Origin of the sequence: Flavihumibacter fluminis, from assembly GCF_021491375.1 — a bacterium.
In the GTDB taxonomy this organism is placed as follows: Bacteria; Bacteroidota; Bacteroidia; order Chitinophagales; family Chitinophagaceae; genus Flavihumibacter; species Flavihumibacter fluminis.
The window spans coordinates 1-17,966 of sequence record NZ_JAKEVY010000004.1; the positions used below are offsets into that span (position 1 = coordinate 1).

Annotated in this window: 17 protein-coding genes and 1 tRNA gene; 9 read left to right on the forward strand and 9 right to left on the reverse strand. The window is 46.7% G+C overall.

What is annotated here, in order from left to right; genetic code table 11:
• Positions 1 to 159 precede the first annotated feature (159 nt).
• The 4 genes from L0U88_RS15190 to L0U88_RS15205 form a co-directional block, all read right to left on the reverse strand.
• Positions 160 to 250: transfer RNA gene (locus tag L0U88_RS15190), tRNA-Ser, on the reverse strand.
• A gap of 78 nt (positions 251 to 328) precedes the next feature.
• Positions 329 to 1,762: a chromosomal replication initiator protein DnaA gene (gene dnaA / locus L0U88_RS15195; protein ID WP_234866936.1), complete on the reverse strand. Its 1,434-nt coding sequence runs from the start codon at positions 1,760 to 1,762 to the stop codon at positions 329 to 331.
• 93 nt (positions 1,763 to 1,855) lie between these two features.
• A complete protein-coding gene (locus L0U88_RS15200) occupies positions 1,856 to 2,794 on the reverse strand; it encodes a bifunctional metallophosphatase/5'-nucleotidase (RefSeq protein WP_234866937.1) in 939 nt (312 codons plus the stop codon).
• Positions 2,784 to 3,539 (reverse strand): 5'-nucleotidase C-terminal domain-containing protein, encoded by a 756-nt coding sequence (locus L0U88_RS15205; RefSeq protein ID WP_234866938.1) that lies wholly within the window; start codon positions 3,537 to 3,539, stop codon positions 2,784 to 2,786. The genes L0U88_RS15200 and L0U88_RS15205 overlap by 11 nt, the downstream gene beginning before the upstream one ends.
• Positions 3,540 to 3,676: 137 nt before the next feature.
• Between L0U88_RS15205 and L0U88_RS15210 the strand changes: the two genes are divergently transcribed.
• The 4 genes from L0U88_RS15210 to L0U88_RS15225 all read left to right on the forward strand — a co-directional run bounded on the left by L0U88_RS15210 (position 3,677) and on the right by L0U88_RS15225 (position 8,537).
• Positions 3,677 to 5,233 (forward strand): NAD(P)/FAD-dependent oxidoreductase, encoded by a 1,557-nt coding sequence (locus tag L0U88_RS15210; RefSeq protein WP_234866939.1) that lies wholly within the window; start codon positions 3,677 to 3,679, stop codon positions 5,231 to 5,233.
• An 85-nt stretch (positions 5,234 to 5,318) separates the two neighbouring features.
• The gene (locus L0U88_RS15215; protein WP_234866940.1) at positions 5,319 to 6,251 is read left to right on the forward strand and encodes an ABC transporter ATP-binding protein; all 933 of its coding nucleotides are present in this window, start codon (positions 5,319 to 5,321) and stop codon (positions 6,249 to 6,251) included.
• A 16-nt stretch (positions 6,252 to 6,267) separates the two neighbouring features.
• The gene (locus L0U88_RS15220) at positions 6,268 to 7,560 is read left to right on the forward strand and encodes an ABC transporter permease (protein ID WP_234866941.1); all 1,293 of its coding nucleotides are present in this window, start codon (positions 6,268 to 6,270) and stop codon (positions 7,558 to 7,560) included.
• A 215-nt stretch (positions 7,561 to 7,775) separates the two neighbouring features.
• Positions 7,776 to 8,537 carry a hypothetical protein gene (locus tag L0U88_RS15225; protein WP_234866942.1) on the forward strand — a complete coding sequence of 254 codons (762 nt, stop codon included), beginning with the start codon at positions 7,776 to 7,778 and terminating at the stop codon, positions 8,535 to 8,537.
• A 137-nt stretch (positions 8,538 to 8,674) separates the two neighbouring features.
• Here the strand turns inward: L0U88_RS15225 and L0U88_RS15230 are convergent, their stop codons facing one another.
• Positions 8,675 to 8,899, reverse strand: a complete 225-nt coding sequence (locus L0U88_RS15230) for a hypothetical protein (protein ID WP_234866943.1) — start codon at positions 8,897 to 8,899, stop codon at positions 8,675 to 8,677.
• Between the two features lie 89 nt (positions 8,900 to 8,988).
• On the opposite strand from L0U88_RS15230, the gene L0U88_RS15235 reads away from it, so the two are divergent.
• Positions 8,989 to 9,162, forward strand: a complete 174-nt coding sequence (locus L0U88_RS15235; RefSeq protein ID WP_234866944.1) for a hypothetical protein — start codon at positions 8,989 to 8,991, stop codon at positions 9,160 to 9,162.
• A gap of 12 nt (positions 9,163 to 9,174) precedes the next feature.
• Here L0U88_RS15235 and L0U88_RS15240 read toward each other — a convergent pair whose 3' ends face one another.
• From L0U88_RS15240 to L0U88_RS15250, 3 genes are read right to left on the reverse strand one after another with little or no spacing between them, the layout of a single operon-like run.
• Complete coding sequence (locus L0U88_RS15240) at positions 9,175 to 9,600, reverse strand: carboxypeptidase-like regulatory domain-containing protein (RefSeq protein ID WP_234866945.1); 426 nt, start codon at positions 9,598 to 9,600, stop codon at positions 9,175 to 9,177.
• Between the two features lie 13 nt (positions 9,601 to 9,613).
• The gene (locus tag L0U88_RS15245) at positions 9,614 to 10,564 is read right to left on the reverse strand and encodes an NAD(P)H-dependent flavin oxidoreductase (protein ID WP_234866946.1); all 951 of its coding nucleotides are present in this window, start codon (positions 10,562 to 10,564) and stop codon (positions 9,614 to 9,616) included.
• An 8-nt stretch (positions 10,565 to 10,572) separates the two neighbouring features.
• Positions 10,573 to 11,571: a sugar phosphate nucleotidyltransferase gene (locus L0U88_RS15250; RefSeq protein WP_234866947.1), complete on the reverse strand. Its 999-nt coding sequence runs from the start codon at positions 11,569 to 11,571 to the stop codon at positions 10,573 to 10,575.
• 95 nt (positions 11,572 to 11,666) lie between these two features.
• Between L0U88_RS15250 and glyA the strand changes: the two genes are divergently transcribed.
• The 4 genes from glyA (at position 11,667) to L0U88_RS15270 (ending at position 15,084) form a co-directional block, all read left to right on the forward strand.
• On the forward strand, positions 11,667 to 12,947 hold the full coding sequence (gene glyA, locus L0U88_RS15255; RefSeq protein ID WP_234866948.1) for a serine hydroxymethyltransferase: 1,281 nt from the start codon (positions 11,667 to 11,669) through the stop codon (positions 12,945 to 12,947).
• Between the two features lie 92 nt (positions 12,948 to 13,039).
• The gene (locus L0U88_RS15260; protein WP_234866949.1) at positions 13,040 to 13,984 is read left to right on the forward strand and encodes a hypothetical protein; all 945 of its coding nucleotides are present in this window, start codon (positions 13,040 to 13,042) and stop codon (positions 13,982 to 13,984) included.
• The gene (locus tag L0U88_RS15265; protein WP_234866950.1) at positions 13,978 to 14,619 is read left to right on the forward strand and encodes a hypothetical protein; all 642 of its coding nucleotides are present in this window, start codon (positions 13,978 to 13,980) and stop codon (positions 14,617 to 14,619) included. Before L0U88_RS15260 ends, L0U88_RS15265 begins: the two co-directional genes overlap by 7 nt.
• Positions 14,620 to 14,658: 39 nt before the next feature.
• Complete coding sequence (locus L0U88_RS15270) at positions 14,659 to 15,084, forward strand: DUF4293 domain-containing protein (protein WP_234866951.1); 426 nt, start codon at positions 14,659 to 14,661, stop codon at positions 15,082 to 15,084.
• Here L0U88_RS15270 and uvrA read toward each other — a convergent pair.
• Positions 15,077 to 17,881, reverse strand: coding sequence for an excinuclease ABC subunit UvrA (uvrA, locus tag L0U88_RS15275; RefSeq protein WP_234866952.1), 2,805 nt, complete (start codon positions 17,879 to 17,881; stop codon positions 15,077 to 15,079). The genes L0U88_RS15270 and uvrA overlap by 8 nt on opposite strands.
• Positions 17,882 to 17,966: the final 85 nt, after the last annotated feature.

Here is a 17,966-nt window from a genome sequence, read left to right on the forward strand (position 1 = left end):
GCCGCCAGCTTCCTTCAGATTCTACCTCGCGATAGACACCCTTGCTCTTGGCTAATGGTTGGCGATTACATACCCCCATAACGGACTTGCACCGTCGAGTCTGACGCCATGCATGGCGCACAAAAAAAATGCAGCCTTCAAAGAAGACTGCATTTCCTGCGGTGAGGGAGGGATTCGAACCCTCGGTACAGGTTTAAGCCCGTACAACGGTTTAGCAAACCGGCCCTTTCGGCCACTCAGGCACCTCACCTACCGACCCCGAATCGCATTCAGGGAGCGCAAAAATAGCTATTTCCAGGGTTTCCACCCAAATATTTCACCCTAAATTTTACAAGCTGGCTAACTGCACTTTCTGCTGCAATTCCATCACATTCTCCCGGAAAATCGTGTCCGTATCCATCAAATCCTTCACTGTCTGGCAACTGTGGATCACCGTGGTATGATCCCGGCCCCCAAAATGCTCACCGATCGTCTTCAACGAATTCTTGGTAAAGGATTTCGCCAGGTACATCGTGATCTGCCTGGCCTGCACAATCTCCCGCTTCCGGGTCTTCTGCAGCAATTTATCATACGGAACATCAAAATAATCGCAGACCATCTTCTGGATCGCTTCAATAGTGATTTCCTTGGAAGAGGTCTTCACAAAGTTACGGAGTACTTTCTTGGCCAAATCGAGGTCAATTTCCCTACGGTTCAGCGAAGATTGTGCCAAAAGCGATATCAACGCTCCTTCCAGCTCCCGCACGTTATTATTGATATTGTAGGCCAGGTACTTTACTACCTCCTTCGGCATGTCCAATCCATCGTTCTTCATCTTCCGCTCCAATATCTCAATCCGCGTCTCATAATCCGGCATCTGCAAATCCGCACTCAAGCCCCACCTGAACCGGCTCAACAATCGCTCCTGCACCCCCTCCAGGTCCTTCGGCGCCTTGTCAGAAGTTAAGATCAACTGCTTGCCACTCTGGTGCAAATGGTTGAAGATCGCAAAAAACGCATCCTGCGATTTCTCCGCCCGATTGAAGAACTGTACGTCATCAATAATCAATACATCAATCAACTGATAAAAATGTATGAAATCATTGATCGCATTGTTCCGGCTATGATCCACAAACTGGTTGATGAATTTCTCCGAACTCACATACAATACCACTTTGTTCGGATTGATGCGCTTTACCTCATTTCCAATCGCCTGCGCCAAATGCGTTTTACCCAATCCTACGCCACCATATATGACCAACGGATTGAATGAATTCGCACCCGGTTTCTCCGCCACCGTTTTACCGGCCCGGCGTGCCACACGATTGCAATCACCTTCTATATAAGCATCAAATGTATAAATGGGATTTAACTGCGGATCAATTTGCATCTTCTTCAATCCAGGAATCACAAAAGGATTCTTTACCGGATTGTTGATCACCAACGGGAAGTCCATTTCATTATTGGAATAGGTCTTGTAACCATGTGCTGGTACATCCACTGTTAATGGCTTGCTTTTATGATTACCACTATCCACCATGATACGATATTCCAACTGTGCGTCTTTCCCTAACACCCTGCGCAATGTTTTTGCCAACAGGTTTACATAATGCTCTTCAAGATACTCATAAAAAAATTGACTGGGTACCTGAATCACGAGTACGGTGTTCTTGAGTTCAACGGGTTTGATTGGTTCGAACCAGGTTTTGAAATGCTGCCACTCCACGATATCCTTGATGATCTCCAGACAACTATTCCAGACTGTATCTAAGGTTTTGGTCATTTGTGAGCGTGAAGTTTTTTTGTTAGTAGTACGTTGATAAAAAATTAACGTAGGGGGACGAATATCAAATTTTTTCGTTGAAAAAAAAATTTTTTACTCACTTGTTTTTTTGCCAATAATAACACTGTGAGATCGCTCCAAATTTTTCTTTTTATTCCGCTGAAACTCAAAGTCCATGCGGCCTAGAACGATTCCAGCCCACCCCACCTGATTCACTATCACATCCGATCCAAATTTATTTTTATACACAACAGGTGCATCTAAAAACGTATGTGTATGTCCACCTATAATCACATCAATATGTTCTGTTTCTCGTGCCAGTATTTCATCACTCACTTTATTCGCTTCCCGATACTTGTATCCCAAATGTGACAAACAGACAACCAGGTCACATCCTTCGTTTCGCTTCAAATGCGCTGCCCACTTGTTTGCTGTTGCAATCGGATCTAAATAAACTGTGTTTCCAGCCAGGTTGTCAGGCACCAATCCTTTCAACTCAATACCAACACCTGTTAGTCCGATTTTCAATTTTCCTTTCTTTACAATATGGTAAGGTCTTGTTTTACCTTCCATCGGTGTATGCGTGAAATCATAATTGCCTACCACTATCGGAAATTGCACATGTTGTAACTGTGTTGCAAAATTTTCCAGTCCCGCATCAAAATCATGATTGCCCATCGTTGCTGCTTCATAACCCATCGCCTGCATGGCTTTCATCTCCGGCTCCCCTTTGTAGAAATTGAAATAAGGTGTACCCTGGAAAATATCTCCTGCATCTACTAATAATACATGGTCTGCTTTTTCCCGGATGGCCTTGATCGCTTCCGCTCTTGCTGCTACTCCTCCCAATCCCTGGTTTCGGCTGCCATCCATTGGAAAGGGTTCCAGCCGGCTGTGTACATCATTGGTATGTAAGAGGGTCAATTGTTGTACCGGACTTTCTTCCAGTCCTTCCTGTCCCAGTACCCGCTGTGTCAGCAAGGCTCCGGTTGCCATTCCTGCCGTTTGTAAAAATTTTCTTCTATTGAGCATAGCGAATTCTGTTTTCAAGTGCTGCATTCAGTTTTTTCCCTTGCTTAGTCTGCGCTTCGAAATACTGCAGGAATGCATCCCGCATCAGGATGCCTTTATTGATCTGTGGCAGCTTTCGCAGCATATCACAATCATCTCCACCATTCGCGATATAATCGGAATTGGCTACCCGATAGGTAACCTGCGGATCCAGTGGCTTGCCTCCTACGAGTACATCAATCGCTTTTTTATCCTTTATCACAAATTGTACGCCAGCTACCGGCCAGCCTCCCCGTTCCGCGATTCTGTTCAGGAATTCCTGGAACACGCTTCCTTTCAGCTCCTGGATGATCAGCAGGTTATCGAAAGGCATTAGCTCAAATACTTTTCCGATGGTGATCGGTCCGGCTGGTATTTGTGAGATGCGCACGCCACCATAATTTACGAAAGCCGCATCCACAACACCATAGGCCTTCTTTGCTTCTGCCAGCAGGGCATCTGCTACCAGGTTATTCAGGGTACCTTCCGGTAATTTTTTCTCCATGGATATAGCCAGCTCGGCAATCACTTTGTTCATGCTGCTGTTCACGCTATCGGCGTAGGGACTTAGTATTGCTTCAAGTTTGGGATCCCTGGGCGCTTTATCAGTGATTCGCACGGAATCATACTGAACCTGCGAGGGCTGGTAGGAGGTGGCACAGCCTGTTATAGCAAATACAGCTAGCAGGACTGCCACTCGTATGGAGGCAGACGAATACATGGACATAGACGAAAACTTAAGATACAACTTTATTAAGGTGTTGCTACCTCAATAAAGGGGTGCAAATATAAATGAAGTGTTTTTACGCAGCGGTTAAATTTAGACGAACTACTTTTGCCCTGTTTTAGGACAACTACCTAACCATGCAACAAACCTTCACGATACAGGTGAGTCCGGCGGAAGCTGCTCATCCCGAGTCCATTCTTGACTACCTGGCCGCTGCCAGTGGTCAATCGCGACATCAACTCACCGGTTTCCATATTCTCAAAAAATCCATCGATGCCCGTGGCCGGCAGATAAGGATAAACCTTAGCCTGCGTGCCTTTATCAATGAACCTTTTGTGGAACGTCCGCACGAGGTATTTCAGTTCCCGGATGTACGAAACGCCCAACACCAGGTGATTATAGTGGGCGCGGGGCCCTGTGGCATTTTTGCCGCCCTGCAATTGATTGAGCTGGGCATCCGCCCGGTGATCCTGGAAAGAGGCAAGGATGTCCGGAGCCGCCGGCGCGATCTGGCTGCGATGAACAAGCAGGGTATTGTCAACCCTGAAAGCAATTATTGTTTTGGTGAAGGAGGTGCCGGCACCTATAGTGATGGTAAACTCTATACCCGTTCCACCAAGAGAGGCAATATCGACCGCATCCTGCAACTCTTTGTACAGTTCGGGGCGGATGAGCGGATCCTCTATGAAGCGCATCCCCATATCGGCACCAACAAACTGCCGCATATTATGGTGGCCATGCGGGAGCAGATCCTTCAGAGTGGTGGTCAATTCCTCTTTGAAGAAAAGATGACTGGTTTTGAGCTGGTCAACAACCAGGTAAAAGCAGTCCTAACAGCCTCGGGCAACCGATTTGAGGGTGATGCCGTGATCCTGGCTACCGGCCATTCTGCCCGGGATATTTTTGAATTGCTCCATCGCCAGCAGATCCTCATTGAAGCCAAGCCCTTCGCCCTGGGCGTGCGCATTGAACACCCGCAGGAACTGATTGATCGGATACAATATCATTGTCCCACCCGCGGAGAATTCCTCCCCCCTGCTTCCTATAGCCTGGTGCAACAGGTCGAGAACCGAGGGGTATTTTCCTTCTGTATGTGTCCGGGGGGTATCATCGCGCCGGCGGCTACTGCTGCGGGTGAGTTGGTGGTCAATGGCTGGAGTCCCTCCAAGCGCAACAATCCTTATGCGAATTCAGGCATGGTGGTGAGCATTGAAGAAAAAGACTGGCAACGGTTTACAGGTCCCCTTGGCGCGATGGAGTTTCAGCGCCAGGTGGAGCAGCGGGCCTTTACAGCAGGAGGTGGAGCCCTGGTGGGTCCGGCTTTGCGCATGACTGATTTTGTACAGAAGAAGGTTTCAGCTGATTTGCCCGATTGTTCTTATCTGCCCGGGATCAAGGCCGCGCCGCTTTGGGAAGTGCTACCGGACTTTGTGTATAAGAGCCTGGCCGGTGGTTTCCAGGCATTCGGAAAAAAGATGAAAGGCTATTTTACTCGCGATGCTGTGGTAGTAGCTACCGAGTCGCGCACTTCTTCCCCGGTGAGAATACCCAGAGACCCGGAGTTGCTGAATCACCCGCAGATAGGAAATTTATACCCTGCTGGTGAGGGCGCTGGTTATGCAGGAGGCATTGTGAGTGCAGCCATGGACGGAGAGCGCATTGCGCGGGTCCTGGCTGCCATCTACCAACAATAATATTATTGGTGGCGCTTGTAATGTTTTGGTTTTTCAGGCATCCAATAGACAGCAACTATAACTTTCTAAACCAACAACACCAAATATGCCTTTATTGGAGGTTCACAACCTGAAAAAACATTACGGCGCGCACAAAGCCGTAGATGATATCAGTTTTTCGATTGAGCGGGGTAGTATTTTCGGTTTACTCGGACCTAACGGTGCCGGTAAAACGACCTTACTGCGCATGATCACAGGGATCTTTTACCCGGATGGCGGACAAATCAGTTTTGATGGCCGCCCTTTCAAAGCGGAGGACGATATCCTGCACATCGGCTATATGCCCGAAGAACGCGGACTCTACAAGAAAATGAAGATCGGCGAGCAGGCCATGTACCTGGCCCAGTTAAAGGGACTCTCCAAGGCCGAGGCCCTGGAAAAAGTCAAGACCTGGTTCGAGAAATTCGAAATGCAGAGCTGGTGGAATAAAAAAGTAGAGGACCTCAGTAAAGGGATGGGACAAAAACTGCAGTTTGTAACTACTGTACTGCACGAGCCCAAGCTGATCATTCTCGATGAGCCCTTCAGCGGTTTGGATCCCGTAAATGCGAACCTGATAAAGGAAGAGATTTACAACCTCGCGAAAAGAGGCTGTACGGTGATCTTCAGTACCCACCGGATGGAGCAGGTAGAAGAGATCTGCGACCAGATCATCCTGGTGAACAAGGGACAAAAAATCCTGGATGGTACGGTACATGGTGTGAAACAGGAATACAAGAAGAACCAGTTCAAGGTGCTGACAGAAGAAGGGATTAAGTTACCGGCTTCTGCACAGTTCCAACTGGTACAACAAAACGGTCATGAATACACGATTCAGTTAGCAGGAGGTACAAGTACCAATGCCGTACTGGAAGAGTTGATTCGCAACCAGGTACCCGTGCTTGGCTTTACTGAAATCCTGCCATCGCTGAATGATATCTTCATTCGCCTGGTGGAAGGAACCCATGCAACCACCCGTGCTTTCCAAGCTGCTTCCTAACCATTAACACAGAACCATGAACAAGACATTTATCATTATAAAACGCGAGTTTTTAAGTCGCGTGCAGAAAAAAACTTTTTTACTCTCCACCATTCTGTTGCCGATATTAATTTTTGGTCTGTATGGACTGATCATTTATTTCAGTGTAAAAGGGGAAGAGGATATTCGGGTAGCCATTGTAGATAGTAAGGGTGTATTGGAAAACAAGATCCAGTCTGACAAGACACTGAGCTTTACTTTTCTGAAACAGGCCGATACCGCACAATTGCAGAAAGACCTGGTGGATAAAAAATATTCCGGTTATATCCTGCTGCCGGATAGCATCAGCCGGCGCGATAGCCTACAGTATCATACCCGCAACAACGTGGGACTGATGACACAGGGCAAGATTGAGAGTCGCATTAACAAGGCGCTGGAGAAAAGCAGCCTGCAAACCCTGCTGGCTCCCGGTGTAACCCTGGAGCAGGTGGAGACCAACAAAACCAAGGTGGATCTGAAAGTATCCAAGTCGGATGGCAAAACAGGCAATGCCGGATTTGCTACTGCGCTCGGATTTATTTGCGGATTCCTGATTTACATCGTGCTCTTTATTTATGGCTCCATGGTAATGCGTGGTGTGATGGAAGAAAAGACCAACCGCATTGCGGAAGTAATGGTGAGCAGTGTGAAGCCTTATCAATTGATGATTGGCAAGATTGTAGGTATTGGAGCCGTTGGCTTGGTGCAGTTCCTGATCTGGGGGGTGTTGATGTTGTCCTTGCAGTTATTGATTCCGGTGTTATTCCCGCAGGTGATGGAGCAGGCAGGTGCTGCACAGGCAGCGGTGGACCAGGCAGGTGCGGCTAAATCATCCATGCTTACTACCATCATGAATAATTTACAGTCGGTGAATATGTTCATGATTGTCGGACTCTTTATCATTTATTTCCTCGGTGGCTACCTCCTGTATTCTTCTCTCTTTGCAGCTGTAGGTAGTGCGGTGAATGAAGATCCGCAGGATGCACAGCAGTTGATGTTGCCCATCACGATGCCCATCATCTTTGCCTTTGTGATTATGACCCAGGCGATCAACAATCCGGATGGCGGACTCGCGATCTTCGGCAGTCTCTTTCCCCTCACCTCTCCTATTGTAATGATGGCCCGGATTCCCTATGGCGTACCAGCCTGGGAGTTGATCCTCTCCATTGCCCTGTTGATTGGCGGTTTCCTCGGCACCACCTGGTTGGCTGCTAAAATCTATCGTACCGGAATTCTGATGTACGGGAAGAAGGTAACGTGGAAGGAGTTGTGGAAGTGGGCACGGATGTGAGGAAGTGAAAGGTGAAAGGTGAAAGGTGAAAGAGGGTGAAAGGTATGGAAGGTGAAACGACGGAGCAGTCTTTCACCTTCTCTCTTTTCACAACTTTCACCTTTCACTTTTCACCGTCCTGTTAATTCTTCCCCAATCACTTGAAATTTCTTGTCTATTACGAAACTAGTCGTACATTTATACGAACAAATTCGTAATATCTAAAACTTCCTTCTATGAATCAATTCAAAAATTTACTACTGGCTGCAGGCTGCATGCTGGCGGTTGGAACAACACAGGCTTTTCCTTTTATTCATTCAGGCGGACTCATGGGTGAGTTGCTGCTGGAGGAACAGCCGGTGGTGGATACTGTACCGGGATCATTGGACGATCATCTGAAATCACTTGACAAGGCAGAGAAATCACTGACTTTGGAACTCGGCAGTAAGAACTGGGAATCGGTAGAGAAATCCATGCAGGCGGCACTGGCGAAGCTCAATTCCGGAGAAATTGAACGCGAACTGGCCAAAGCCATGAAAGAAATAGAAGCTTCCAAAAAGCATATTGCCGAAGAGTTGAAGGCAGCTTTTAACAAGGAAGAAATGCAGGAGCACCTAAAGGAACTGGATAAGGCATTGGCTCAATTGAAACTCGAGCAGTCCAGGATGAAAGAGGAGATCGAAGCCCAGCGGGAAGCAATCAAAACAGAACTTAAAACTTCCCTTCCCAATATGGAAAAGGAATTGAAAAACGCAAAGGCAGAAATCGCGAAAGCAAGAGTGCTGCTAACAGGTTATAAGGAAATGATCGGTAAAATGAAAGCAGAGGGACTGATCAAAGACGAAGCCAATTACCGCATTGAATATACAGGTGAGGCACTGATCATTGATGGCAACAAACAATCCGAAGCCACCCTTCAAAAATACCGTTCCTATTTCCCGGATAAAAACACAGTGATTGAAAACAAAAACAATCGCTTCGATATAAAAAAGGACTAAACCTTGTCCGCATGAAAAAAAAGAGAGCCTGGTCGTTGCCAGGCTCTTTCGTTTATGTACTTTAATTTAATTATGACTTGTCTTGTAAGCTTTTGTTTTGTTTGTTCTTGCCAACATTGGGACATTTAGCGACAGATTTACTTTTGGTCACTATCATCTGTGCATTCATGGTAGGCTGCCTCCAAGTCCTGACCAGTAACCCCCCAGTCGGAACGAAGCGCTTTTAAATCAGCTAAGTTTTCGCTTTTAGATGTAGCAAATTCAAAATAGCTGCCAGCAATATTCAAAACAGAACCCATTCCTGTTAAAAAATCAGTATCAGGAAATAAGAAGTCAGACCTGAACATTTGCTCTTTTTTCATACCATTCAAATTTAGGTTTTAAGCTACCAAATTTGGACTGCAAAGGTAACCCGATTTTTATACGCAAAAATTCTTTGTAATTTCAGACTATGTCTAATAAGCTACTTACGAACAAGATCTTAGATTCAAACAATAAAACTGGAGTGAACCCTTTTAGACAAGCTCTAAAAAAGATCCGTTCTAAGAGAGCTCAGCTTTCTTTAGCAGAGATTACAAAAGAAGTAGAAAAAGTTCGGGCGAAACGTTATGGCAAAAAAGCCTGAAGATTTGCACTATTAAAATATCCCATCAATCAATCTTAGCACCGGGTGCTCATATACTGTATCCATTTCTTCTTCGCGTAGGTCGATGGTGAGTTTGGTGACAGTTTTATCTTTCAGTACAAGCGGAGATTTTTTCAGCATGCGGTAGCCTTTCTTATCGAAATAGATGAGGACTTCCCCTGAAGGCATATCGTCGAGTTTGAAATAACCACTGGCATCGGTGGAAACTTCTTTCTTGAAATTTTTCTTTTGATGAGAGGCGGAAACCGTTACGCCTGCTACCGGTTTTTTGGTAGTAGCATCTACTACATACCCATGAACCGTGGCATCTTCTTTTGGTAATTCACTGCCGGGTTTGGGAGTAGTGCCATTATTGGCGAAAGTTGCTCCGGAAGCCAGTAGGCTGGCACTGATAAGCAGCGCGTTGAATAATTTCATAGTTGCAGTTTTACTAGTAATTGGTCTCCACAGCCGTCCGGAACTCAGTTATCAAATTACGAATTATTTCACTAGCCGGTAATATTTCTTTTATCAGGGAACTCACTTGTCCGATCTCCAGTTCACCCTCTTCCAGATCGCCCTCAAACATGCCTTTTTTAGCTCTCGCCCTACCCAGGATCTCCTTCAGTTCAGCGGGATCTGCTCCTCGCTGCTCTGCTTCCCAAACGCGCTGATAGAAGGCATTCTTCAGGAGTCGTACCGGTACCAGTTTTTTCATACTGAGTTGGGTATCACCTTCCTGTGAACTTATCAGGAGTTGCTTGAACGCGGGGTGACTGCTTGCTTCTTCACTCGCTACAAATCGGGTTCCGAGTTGTACCCCATCTGCCCCCAGGACCATGGCTGCCAACATCTGCCGGCCGGTAGCAATACCCCCTGCTGCCATCACCGGAATGTTTACAGCTGCCCGTACCGCAGGGATCAATACAAAACTGGTGGTTTCCTCTCTCCCATTATGTCCGCCTGCTTCAAATCCTTCTGCTACAACGGCATCAACTCCCGCTGCTTCTGCTTTGCGTGCAAACTTGCTACTGCTTACCACATGCACCACCGTGATGCCTTGCTCTTTCAGTTTGGCCGTCCAGGTTGCAGGATTACCCGCCGAAGTAAATACAATCTTCACTCCTTCGGCAATAATCAAGTCCATCAACTGCTCAATATCCGGATACAGCAAGGGCACATTCACACCAAAGGGTTTGCTGGTGGCCGCTTTCATTTGCTGAATATGTTCTTTCAATACATCCGGATACATACTGCCTGCACCGAGTAATCCGAGTCCGCCTGCATTACTAACGGCACTGGCTAAACGCCATCCGCTTGCCCAGATCATGCCGCCCTGTATGATGGGATATTGAATCCCGAACAGGCCGCAAATCCGGTTGTTGTCAAATAGTTCCGGCATAAAAAATATTATCGTTTACCGAGATCGATTTCTGTATTGTCGCCAATATTCAAACTGCGACTCTCGCCCCTTACTTCAGTATCGGAGCCGATGAGTGATTGTGTGAGCACGATATCCTTCAGATCGGCAAAGGATCCGATGATGGAATCTTTAATGATGGAATCACTGATGGTAACACATTCCCCGATGGCTACATTCGGTCCGATGATACTATTGGAAATATCACATCCTGCAGCGATGCTTACAGGCGGAATGATGATCGTATTTTCAAAGGGCTTGTCTGCCGCGATGCTTTGTCCCATTTTCTTGAGCAGGGTAGCATTACTGGCCAGCAGGCTTTCCTTTTTACCACAGTCGAACCAGTTCTTCACTTTGTAAGCCCGGATGGTGGCACCTCCGCCGATCATACATTCAAGGGCATCGGTCAGGTTGAATTCACCATAGGAAGTGACATTCCCCCTGAAATTATTATCCAGGCATTCAAAGAGCAGGCGGGTTTCGCGAATTCTATAAATACCTGTGAGGGCCATATTGCTTTTAGGAATCTGTGGTTTCTCCACCACCCTGGTTATCAAACCTTCTTCGTTGATTTCTGCCACCCCAAAATCGCGGGGATCATCCACACGCTTCACTGCCAGCAGGGAGGTTTGGGAATCAACTACTTCTTTTACATCGTATTCGCAGATGCTATCCCCCAATACTACAATGATTTCATCCTCTTTTACAATCTCGCGGGTCAGGAGAATTGCATGCCCGATTCCCATGCGCTCATGCTGTTGTATAAAATGTGTTTCCAGGTAAGGGTATTTCTCTTCCACAAAGTCCTGGATCTTATCACCCAGGTAGCCAATGATGAAAATAAATTCCTTTACACCGGCTTCCACCAGTTGGTCAACAATAATAGAAAGAATGGTTTTCCCTGCCAATGGAATCAGCGCTTTTGGCTGGGTATATGTATGAGGGCGCAGCTTGGTACCAGCACCGGCTACGGGGATAATCGCTTTCATAACTTGGGGGTGAAATTAGGGAAAAATCAATCGCAACATTAATAAAGGTGCCAATTGGAAGCGATGCTGTATTTTTGCGGCAAATTTTAGATTTCATGATGCATGATTCACTGGTTTTCGACCTGATCAATAAAGAACTGGAGCGCCAACGCCATGGTATTGAGCTGATCGCTTCTGAAAACTTCACCTCCCTGCAGGTAATGCAGGCCATGGGAAGTGTGTTAACCAACAAATACGCGGAAGGATATCCTGGTCGCAGGTATTATGGTGGTTGTGAAATTGTGGATCAGGTAGAACAACTGGCGATTGATCGCATCAAACAGGTTTTCAATTGTGAGTATGCGAACGTGCAGCCGCACAGTGGTGCACAGGCAAACGCTGCCCTGATGCTGGCTATTTTGCAACCGGGAGATAAAATCCTGGGACTCGACCTCAGCATGGGTGGTCACCTTACCCATGGTTCCAGTGTGAACTTCAGCGGAAAGATTTACCAGCCCCTGTTTTATGGTGTGGAGAAAGAAACCGGACTGGTGGATTATGCCATGCTGGAAAAAGTGGCGCGCGAAGAAAAACCCAAACTGATCATCTGTGGTGCATCTGCTTATAGCCGCGATTGGGATTATGCCCGCATCCGCAAAGTAGCAGATGAAGTAGGTGCTTTTGTATTGTGTGATATGGCACACCCTGCCGGATTGATTGCGAAAGGATTGTTGTCCTCTCCTTTTGAACATTGTCATTTTGTAACTTCTACTACGCATAAGACCTTACGCGGTCCCCGTGGTGGTATTATCCTGATGAAAAAAGATTTTGAAAATCCCTTCGGTTTGAAAGATCCCAAGGGTAATATCAGAATGATGAGCAACCTGCTGGACATGGCAGTATTCCCTGGTACGCAGGGTGGTCCGTTGGAGCATGTGATCGCTGCGAAAGCAGTAGCTTTTGGTGAATTGCTGAGTGATGAGTTCACAGTTTATGCAAAACAGGTAATTGAAAACGCACAGGCCATGTCTGCTGCGCTGGTAAGCAGAGGCTACCAGATAATCAGTAATGGAACCGATAACCACCTGATGCTGATTGATCTTCGCAATAAAAATATCAGTGGTAAAAAAGCCGAGCAGGTATTGGGCAAGGCGGATATCACCCTGAATAAAAACATGGTTCCTTTTGATGATAAATCAGCTTTTGTTACTTCGGGTATCCGGGTAGGTGTACCTGCGATTACCAGTCGGGGTATGAAGGCATCGGATATGGAATTTGTGGTGGATGCAATTGACACGGTGTTGATGAATGCGGATGATGAAGCCAAACTGGAATCGGTTCGCAAGAAAGTAAATGAATTCATGGCGCAGTTCCCCCTTTATCCGGAATTAGGATAATACCATGCAACGAAACTTTGAAAAAGCGACTCACTGAGTCGCTTTTTTTGTTGTAAATTCAGAGTACTTCATCACCCTAATAATACACCCAAATGAACCCGATCTTATTACTGATTTGGAGTTTCCTCTTCGTGCCGGAATTCCAGACAGAAAAAAAACTCTTCACCCTGCAGGAAGGCGAAAGCATCGTTTACAATGAATCCCGTTTGCTGGTTGGCGCCGGTGGTGGCGGTTACAGCATCATTACCAAGATCAAAGGGAAGTTTTTCATCAATACCGAGAAAGGCAGAACCGGTCCGTTAGATAAGTTGCCGGAAGATGTTTTGCCCAAAGGCGGATTGAAATCCAATTCCATGCAGGAGTTCCAGGAAACCAAAGTACAACCTGAAATGGGTTTCACCTCCGATGGTAAAATGCAAATCAAGCTGGGCGGTAAAGTGGTAGGCACCCTGGAACCCGGTGAAATGCCCGCTGCCGCGGCAGAGGATCCGGTTAAAAAAAGAGTGGCATTTGTATCCATGACCGCCGATGAAAATACAGGCGCCATGAACAGCACTGCCCATTTACCCGGTGGTAAAAAAATCAAAATGCCCGGCGTGATGATGAGTAAAATTTTGGTAAATCCTTCTACCGGTACCTTTCTGATTGAAGCCATGGATGCTTCGATGCAGAAAGTATATTACACGGAATCCGGAGCTAAGTATGGTCCTTACAGCAACAACTCCAAAGCTTTCGACCTCAATGGCAGTTCAGTAATTGTAATGGATCCCGATCAGCAGGGCAATGGACAGAAAGTGTCCCGCGATGGCAAATCCCTCTATACCCTGCAGCGACTCAATTCCAGCTCTACCTATATCTTCAATGCAGATGCCAGCAAATATGCGGAGATCAATTACAAAGGCATCACGTTTTCAGATGGTAAATTGATTGAACGCGCTTTTGTTCCGACCGTGGAAAACAAAGGCAGTTCCAGCACCCTGCATTACCTGCAGGTGAATGCAACAAAAGATGTACTGCTAACCAGCATGCCTTGGTAAAGCTGGTTACCATACTGATGCTCTTACCTTTCTGCCTGTTTGCACAAAGCAAGGCAGATCCTGAATTGCAGGAGGCAACTGCAAAGGCAAAGCAATGGATGCAGCAGGAAGCACAACGCTGGGAAGCATTACGCAAACAGGGGCATGATCCGCTGTTTGCCAAGGCAATTATTTATCCCGAGTTGCTCCGGTATTCGCAGTTCCGGGATCAGTTCGAAACGATTGCCTTGCAGGTATTGTATATCCAGTTTGGTTCGGCCTATGCAGATTTCTCGATCGGGCCTTTTCAGATGAAGCCCAGTTTTGCATCCAGGCTGGATGCCTTACCTGAAACAGAATTGGATCGCAAGAAAAGAATCGCGGCATTGACTACTATAGACGGACAGTTTGATTACCTCAGCCATTTTCTAGCTGCCATGGACAAACGCTGTGCTAAAATGCGATGGGCTTCTGCAGCAGAGAAACTCCGCTTTTATGCAGCTGCTTACAATGCAGGCTTTCATCGCAGTACTGCAGGTATTGTTGAAATAGCAGGCCGGGCGAAATTCAAACTAAGTGAATGGAGCAATCGCAGTTATAAGTATACGGATCTGGCACTGGCCTTTTATCAGCAGGAGCTGCAAGCCGGCAATTAGCAATTTCTATATCTTTACGCTACTCAATCAGACAATCATATGATTCAACGTATACAATCGGTTTGGCTGGCACTGGCTGCCATTTGTGGCTTTGCGATGGCGAAAGTTCCTTTGTTTGCAGCAACCCTGCCAGATGGTACAGTTCGACATTTCCTGGCAACAGAAAGCCTGCTGTCCTTTGCATTGGCAGTTGGTATTGCAACGCTGGCAACGATTACCATTTTCCTGTTTAAAAACCGGAAGACCCAGTTGCAACTGGTTTGGTTAGGCATATTAGCATCGGCGGTGGTAATTGGCTTGCAGGTCTATTCTGTTGAAGGCTTCAAGACTTCCACCAATATGACCCAGGGTACGTATCAGTGGGGTGGTTTATTGCCCATTGCGATGCTGATTTTCCTGATACTCGCGGCCAGGGGTATCCGAAAAGATGAGAAACTCATTAAAAGCCTGGACCGGCTCAGGTAAGAAACCTGGCCGTCCAGCTTTTTTTATTCTTTTTAAGTCCGGATGGCAGTCCGGCATATACCAAGTCTCCTCCTTCATCACCGGCTTCCGGACCCAGATCAATCACCCAATCGGCTGATTTGATCACATCGGTATTGTGTTCAATTACGAGGATGGTATGTCCCTGTTCTACCAATGCATTGAAGGAAGCCAGCAGTTTTTTGATATCGTGAAAATGCAGGCCGGTAGTGGGCTCATCAAAGATGAAGAAGATATGTCCCTGTGAGCGCCCGCGCCCCAGGAAGGAAGCCAGCTTTACGCGTTGTGCTTCTCCGCCGGAAAGGGTATCCGAAGACTGGCCGAGTTTTACATAACCGAGACCCACATCACTCAGTGCCTTGATTTTATTCACCACATCTTTTTCTTTGGCAAAAAATTCCATGGCCTGGTCTACACTCATTTCGAGTACATCGTGGATGTTTTTTTCCTGGTAGGTAACTTCCAGCACTTCTTCTTTAAACCGTTTACCGCCGCATACATCACAGGTGAGGTGTACATCCGCTAGGAATTGCATTTCTACAATCTGTTCGCCTTCCCCTTTACAGGCATCACATCGGCCTCCATCCACATTGAAGGAAAAATGTTTGGGTTGGAAACCGCGCATTTTGCTCAGGGGTTGAGAAGCATAGAGATCGCGGATTTCATCATAGGCTTTGATATAGGTAACCGGGTTGGAGCGGGAGGATTTACCAATTGGATTCTGATCCACCAGTTCAATCTGTGTGATAAAATCAAGATCGCCTTCAATGGATTTGTGCATGCCTACTTTAGGTGAGGACTCTCCTTTCAGTTTTTGCAGGGCGGGATAGAGAATTTGTTTTACCAGGGTGGTTTTACCGGAACCACTCACGCCACTAACGGCGGTGAATACCCCAAGTGGAAATTCGACATCAATATTTTTGAGGTTGTGTTGTCGCGCACCTTTTACAGTAATGGAGCGCATCCATTTTCTTGGTTTCTCGGGAGCATCAATTGTGAGAGCACCACTGAGGTATTTTCCGGTTAAACTTTTTTTGTTGGCGATCAGTTCATCATAATTGCCGGCTGCCACTACTTCGCCACCGAGATGAGAAGCAAGGGGTCCCATGTCGATGATATAATCCGCCTCGCGCATCATCATTTCATCATGCTCTACTACTACCACCGTGTTGCCGAGATCGCGTAAGTTTTTTAACACACCGATCAAACGTTCCGTATCCCGTGAATGCAAACCAATAGAAGGTTCATCCAGGATGTATAAGGAGTTGGTGAGATTGGAACCCAAACTGCGGGTGAGCTGGATCCTTTGGCTTTCACCACCACTGAGAGAGTTGGCCAGGCGTGATAAGGTAAGATAACCCAATCCCACATCCATCAGGGTGCCGATCCTGGTTTCAATTTCAAGTAAAATACGTTTAGCGATCTGGCGATCATTGTCTGACAATTTCAGTTCTGCAAACCATTGTTGCAGATCGCGCACCGGCATTTCGCAGAGTTCACCAATATGTTTGCCACCCACTTTCACATAGAGGGCTTCCTTGCGCAGGCGATAGCCTTCACAATCGGGACAGGTAGTACGTCCCCGGTACCGTGATAACAACACACGATACTGTACCTTGTATAAATTGGATTCCACTTCCTGGAAGAAATCATCAATGCCCAGTGCTGGCGAGATGCCTTTCCAGAGTTGGCGGTATTGTTCTTTGGTAAGATCTGCAATTGCCTTGTGAATCGGGAAGCCGGTAGCTTTGGAAGCTTTTACAAACTGTTCTTTCCACCAGCCGAGTTTTTCTCCTTTCCAGGGAGCTACTGCACCTTCGTATACACTTAACCGTTTGTCGGGTATAACCAGGTCTTCATCAATACCGAGTACCTGGCTGAAACCCTCGCAAGTGGGGCAGGCACCAAAGGGGTTATTAAAAGAAAAGAGATTGGGAACCGGCTCTTCAAAAGTGATGCCATCCAGTTCAAAGCGATTGGAAAAATGCAGGTGTTGGTTGCCATCTACCTGGAGTTCAACAGCGCCTTCTCCTTCATAGAAGGCAGTGCCAATGGAATCGGCGATGCGATGTAAATCATCTTCATCAAATGCTTTTACCACGAGCCGGTCAACTAATAAGTATACCGGTTTTTTGGGAGAAGGTTTCCAGGGTTTGCCACCGCCTTCCTGGAAAGAATCGAGCAGGTCTTCAATGCGCAGGAGTTCTCCATCGTAGAGGCGACTGAAACCTTTCTGCAATAATATATTGAGTTCTTCCGGAACCGAGCGATTGGCATGTAAATGAAAAGGAACCAGTACCAGTACTTTGGCACCTTCTTTCAGCTTTTTAATGGCATCCACTACATCAGCCACATCATCTTTGCGAACACGTTTACCGGATACAGGAGAAATGGTATGTCCGACACGCGCAAAGAGGAGTCGCAGGTAATCATAGATTTCTGTCATACTGCCTACTGTGGAGCGTGGGGTGCGGGTAATCACTTTTTGTTCGATGGCAATAGCCGGGCAAAGCCCTTTAATAAAATCAACATCGGGTTTGTTCATGCGCATCAGGAACTGGCGGGCATAAGCGGATAAACTTTCCGCGTAGCGACGCTGGCCTTCTGCAAATAAGGTATCGATGGTGAGGGAACTTTTACCAGAGCCGGAAACACCTGTAACCACTACCAGTTTGTTGCGGGGAATGGTAACATCAATATTCTTCAGGTTGTGGACGCGAGCACCTTTTATATAGATATCCTGCATCAGGGTAGACGCGGGTTTGGTAGCTGATTTCATAGATATGCAAAGCTACGATAACGTGGTGCCAAAAAAATAGTTGGGAAAACAAACTGCTTTTTATCTCTTTTCGTATGTAGCTAGG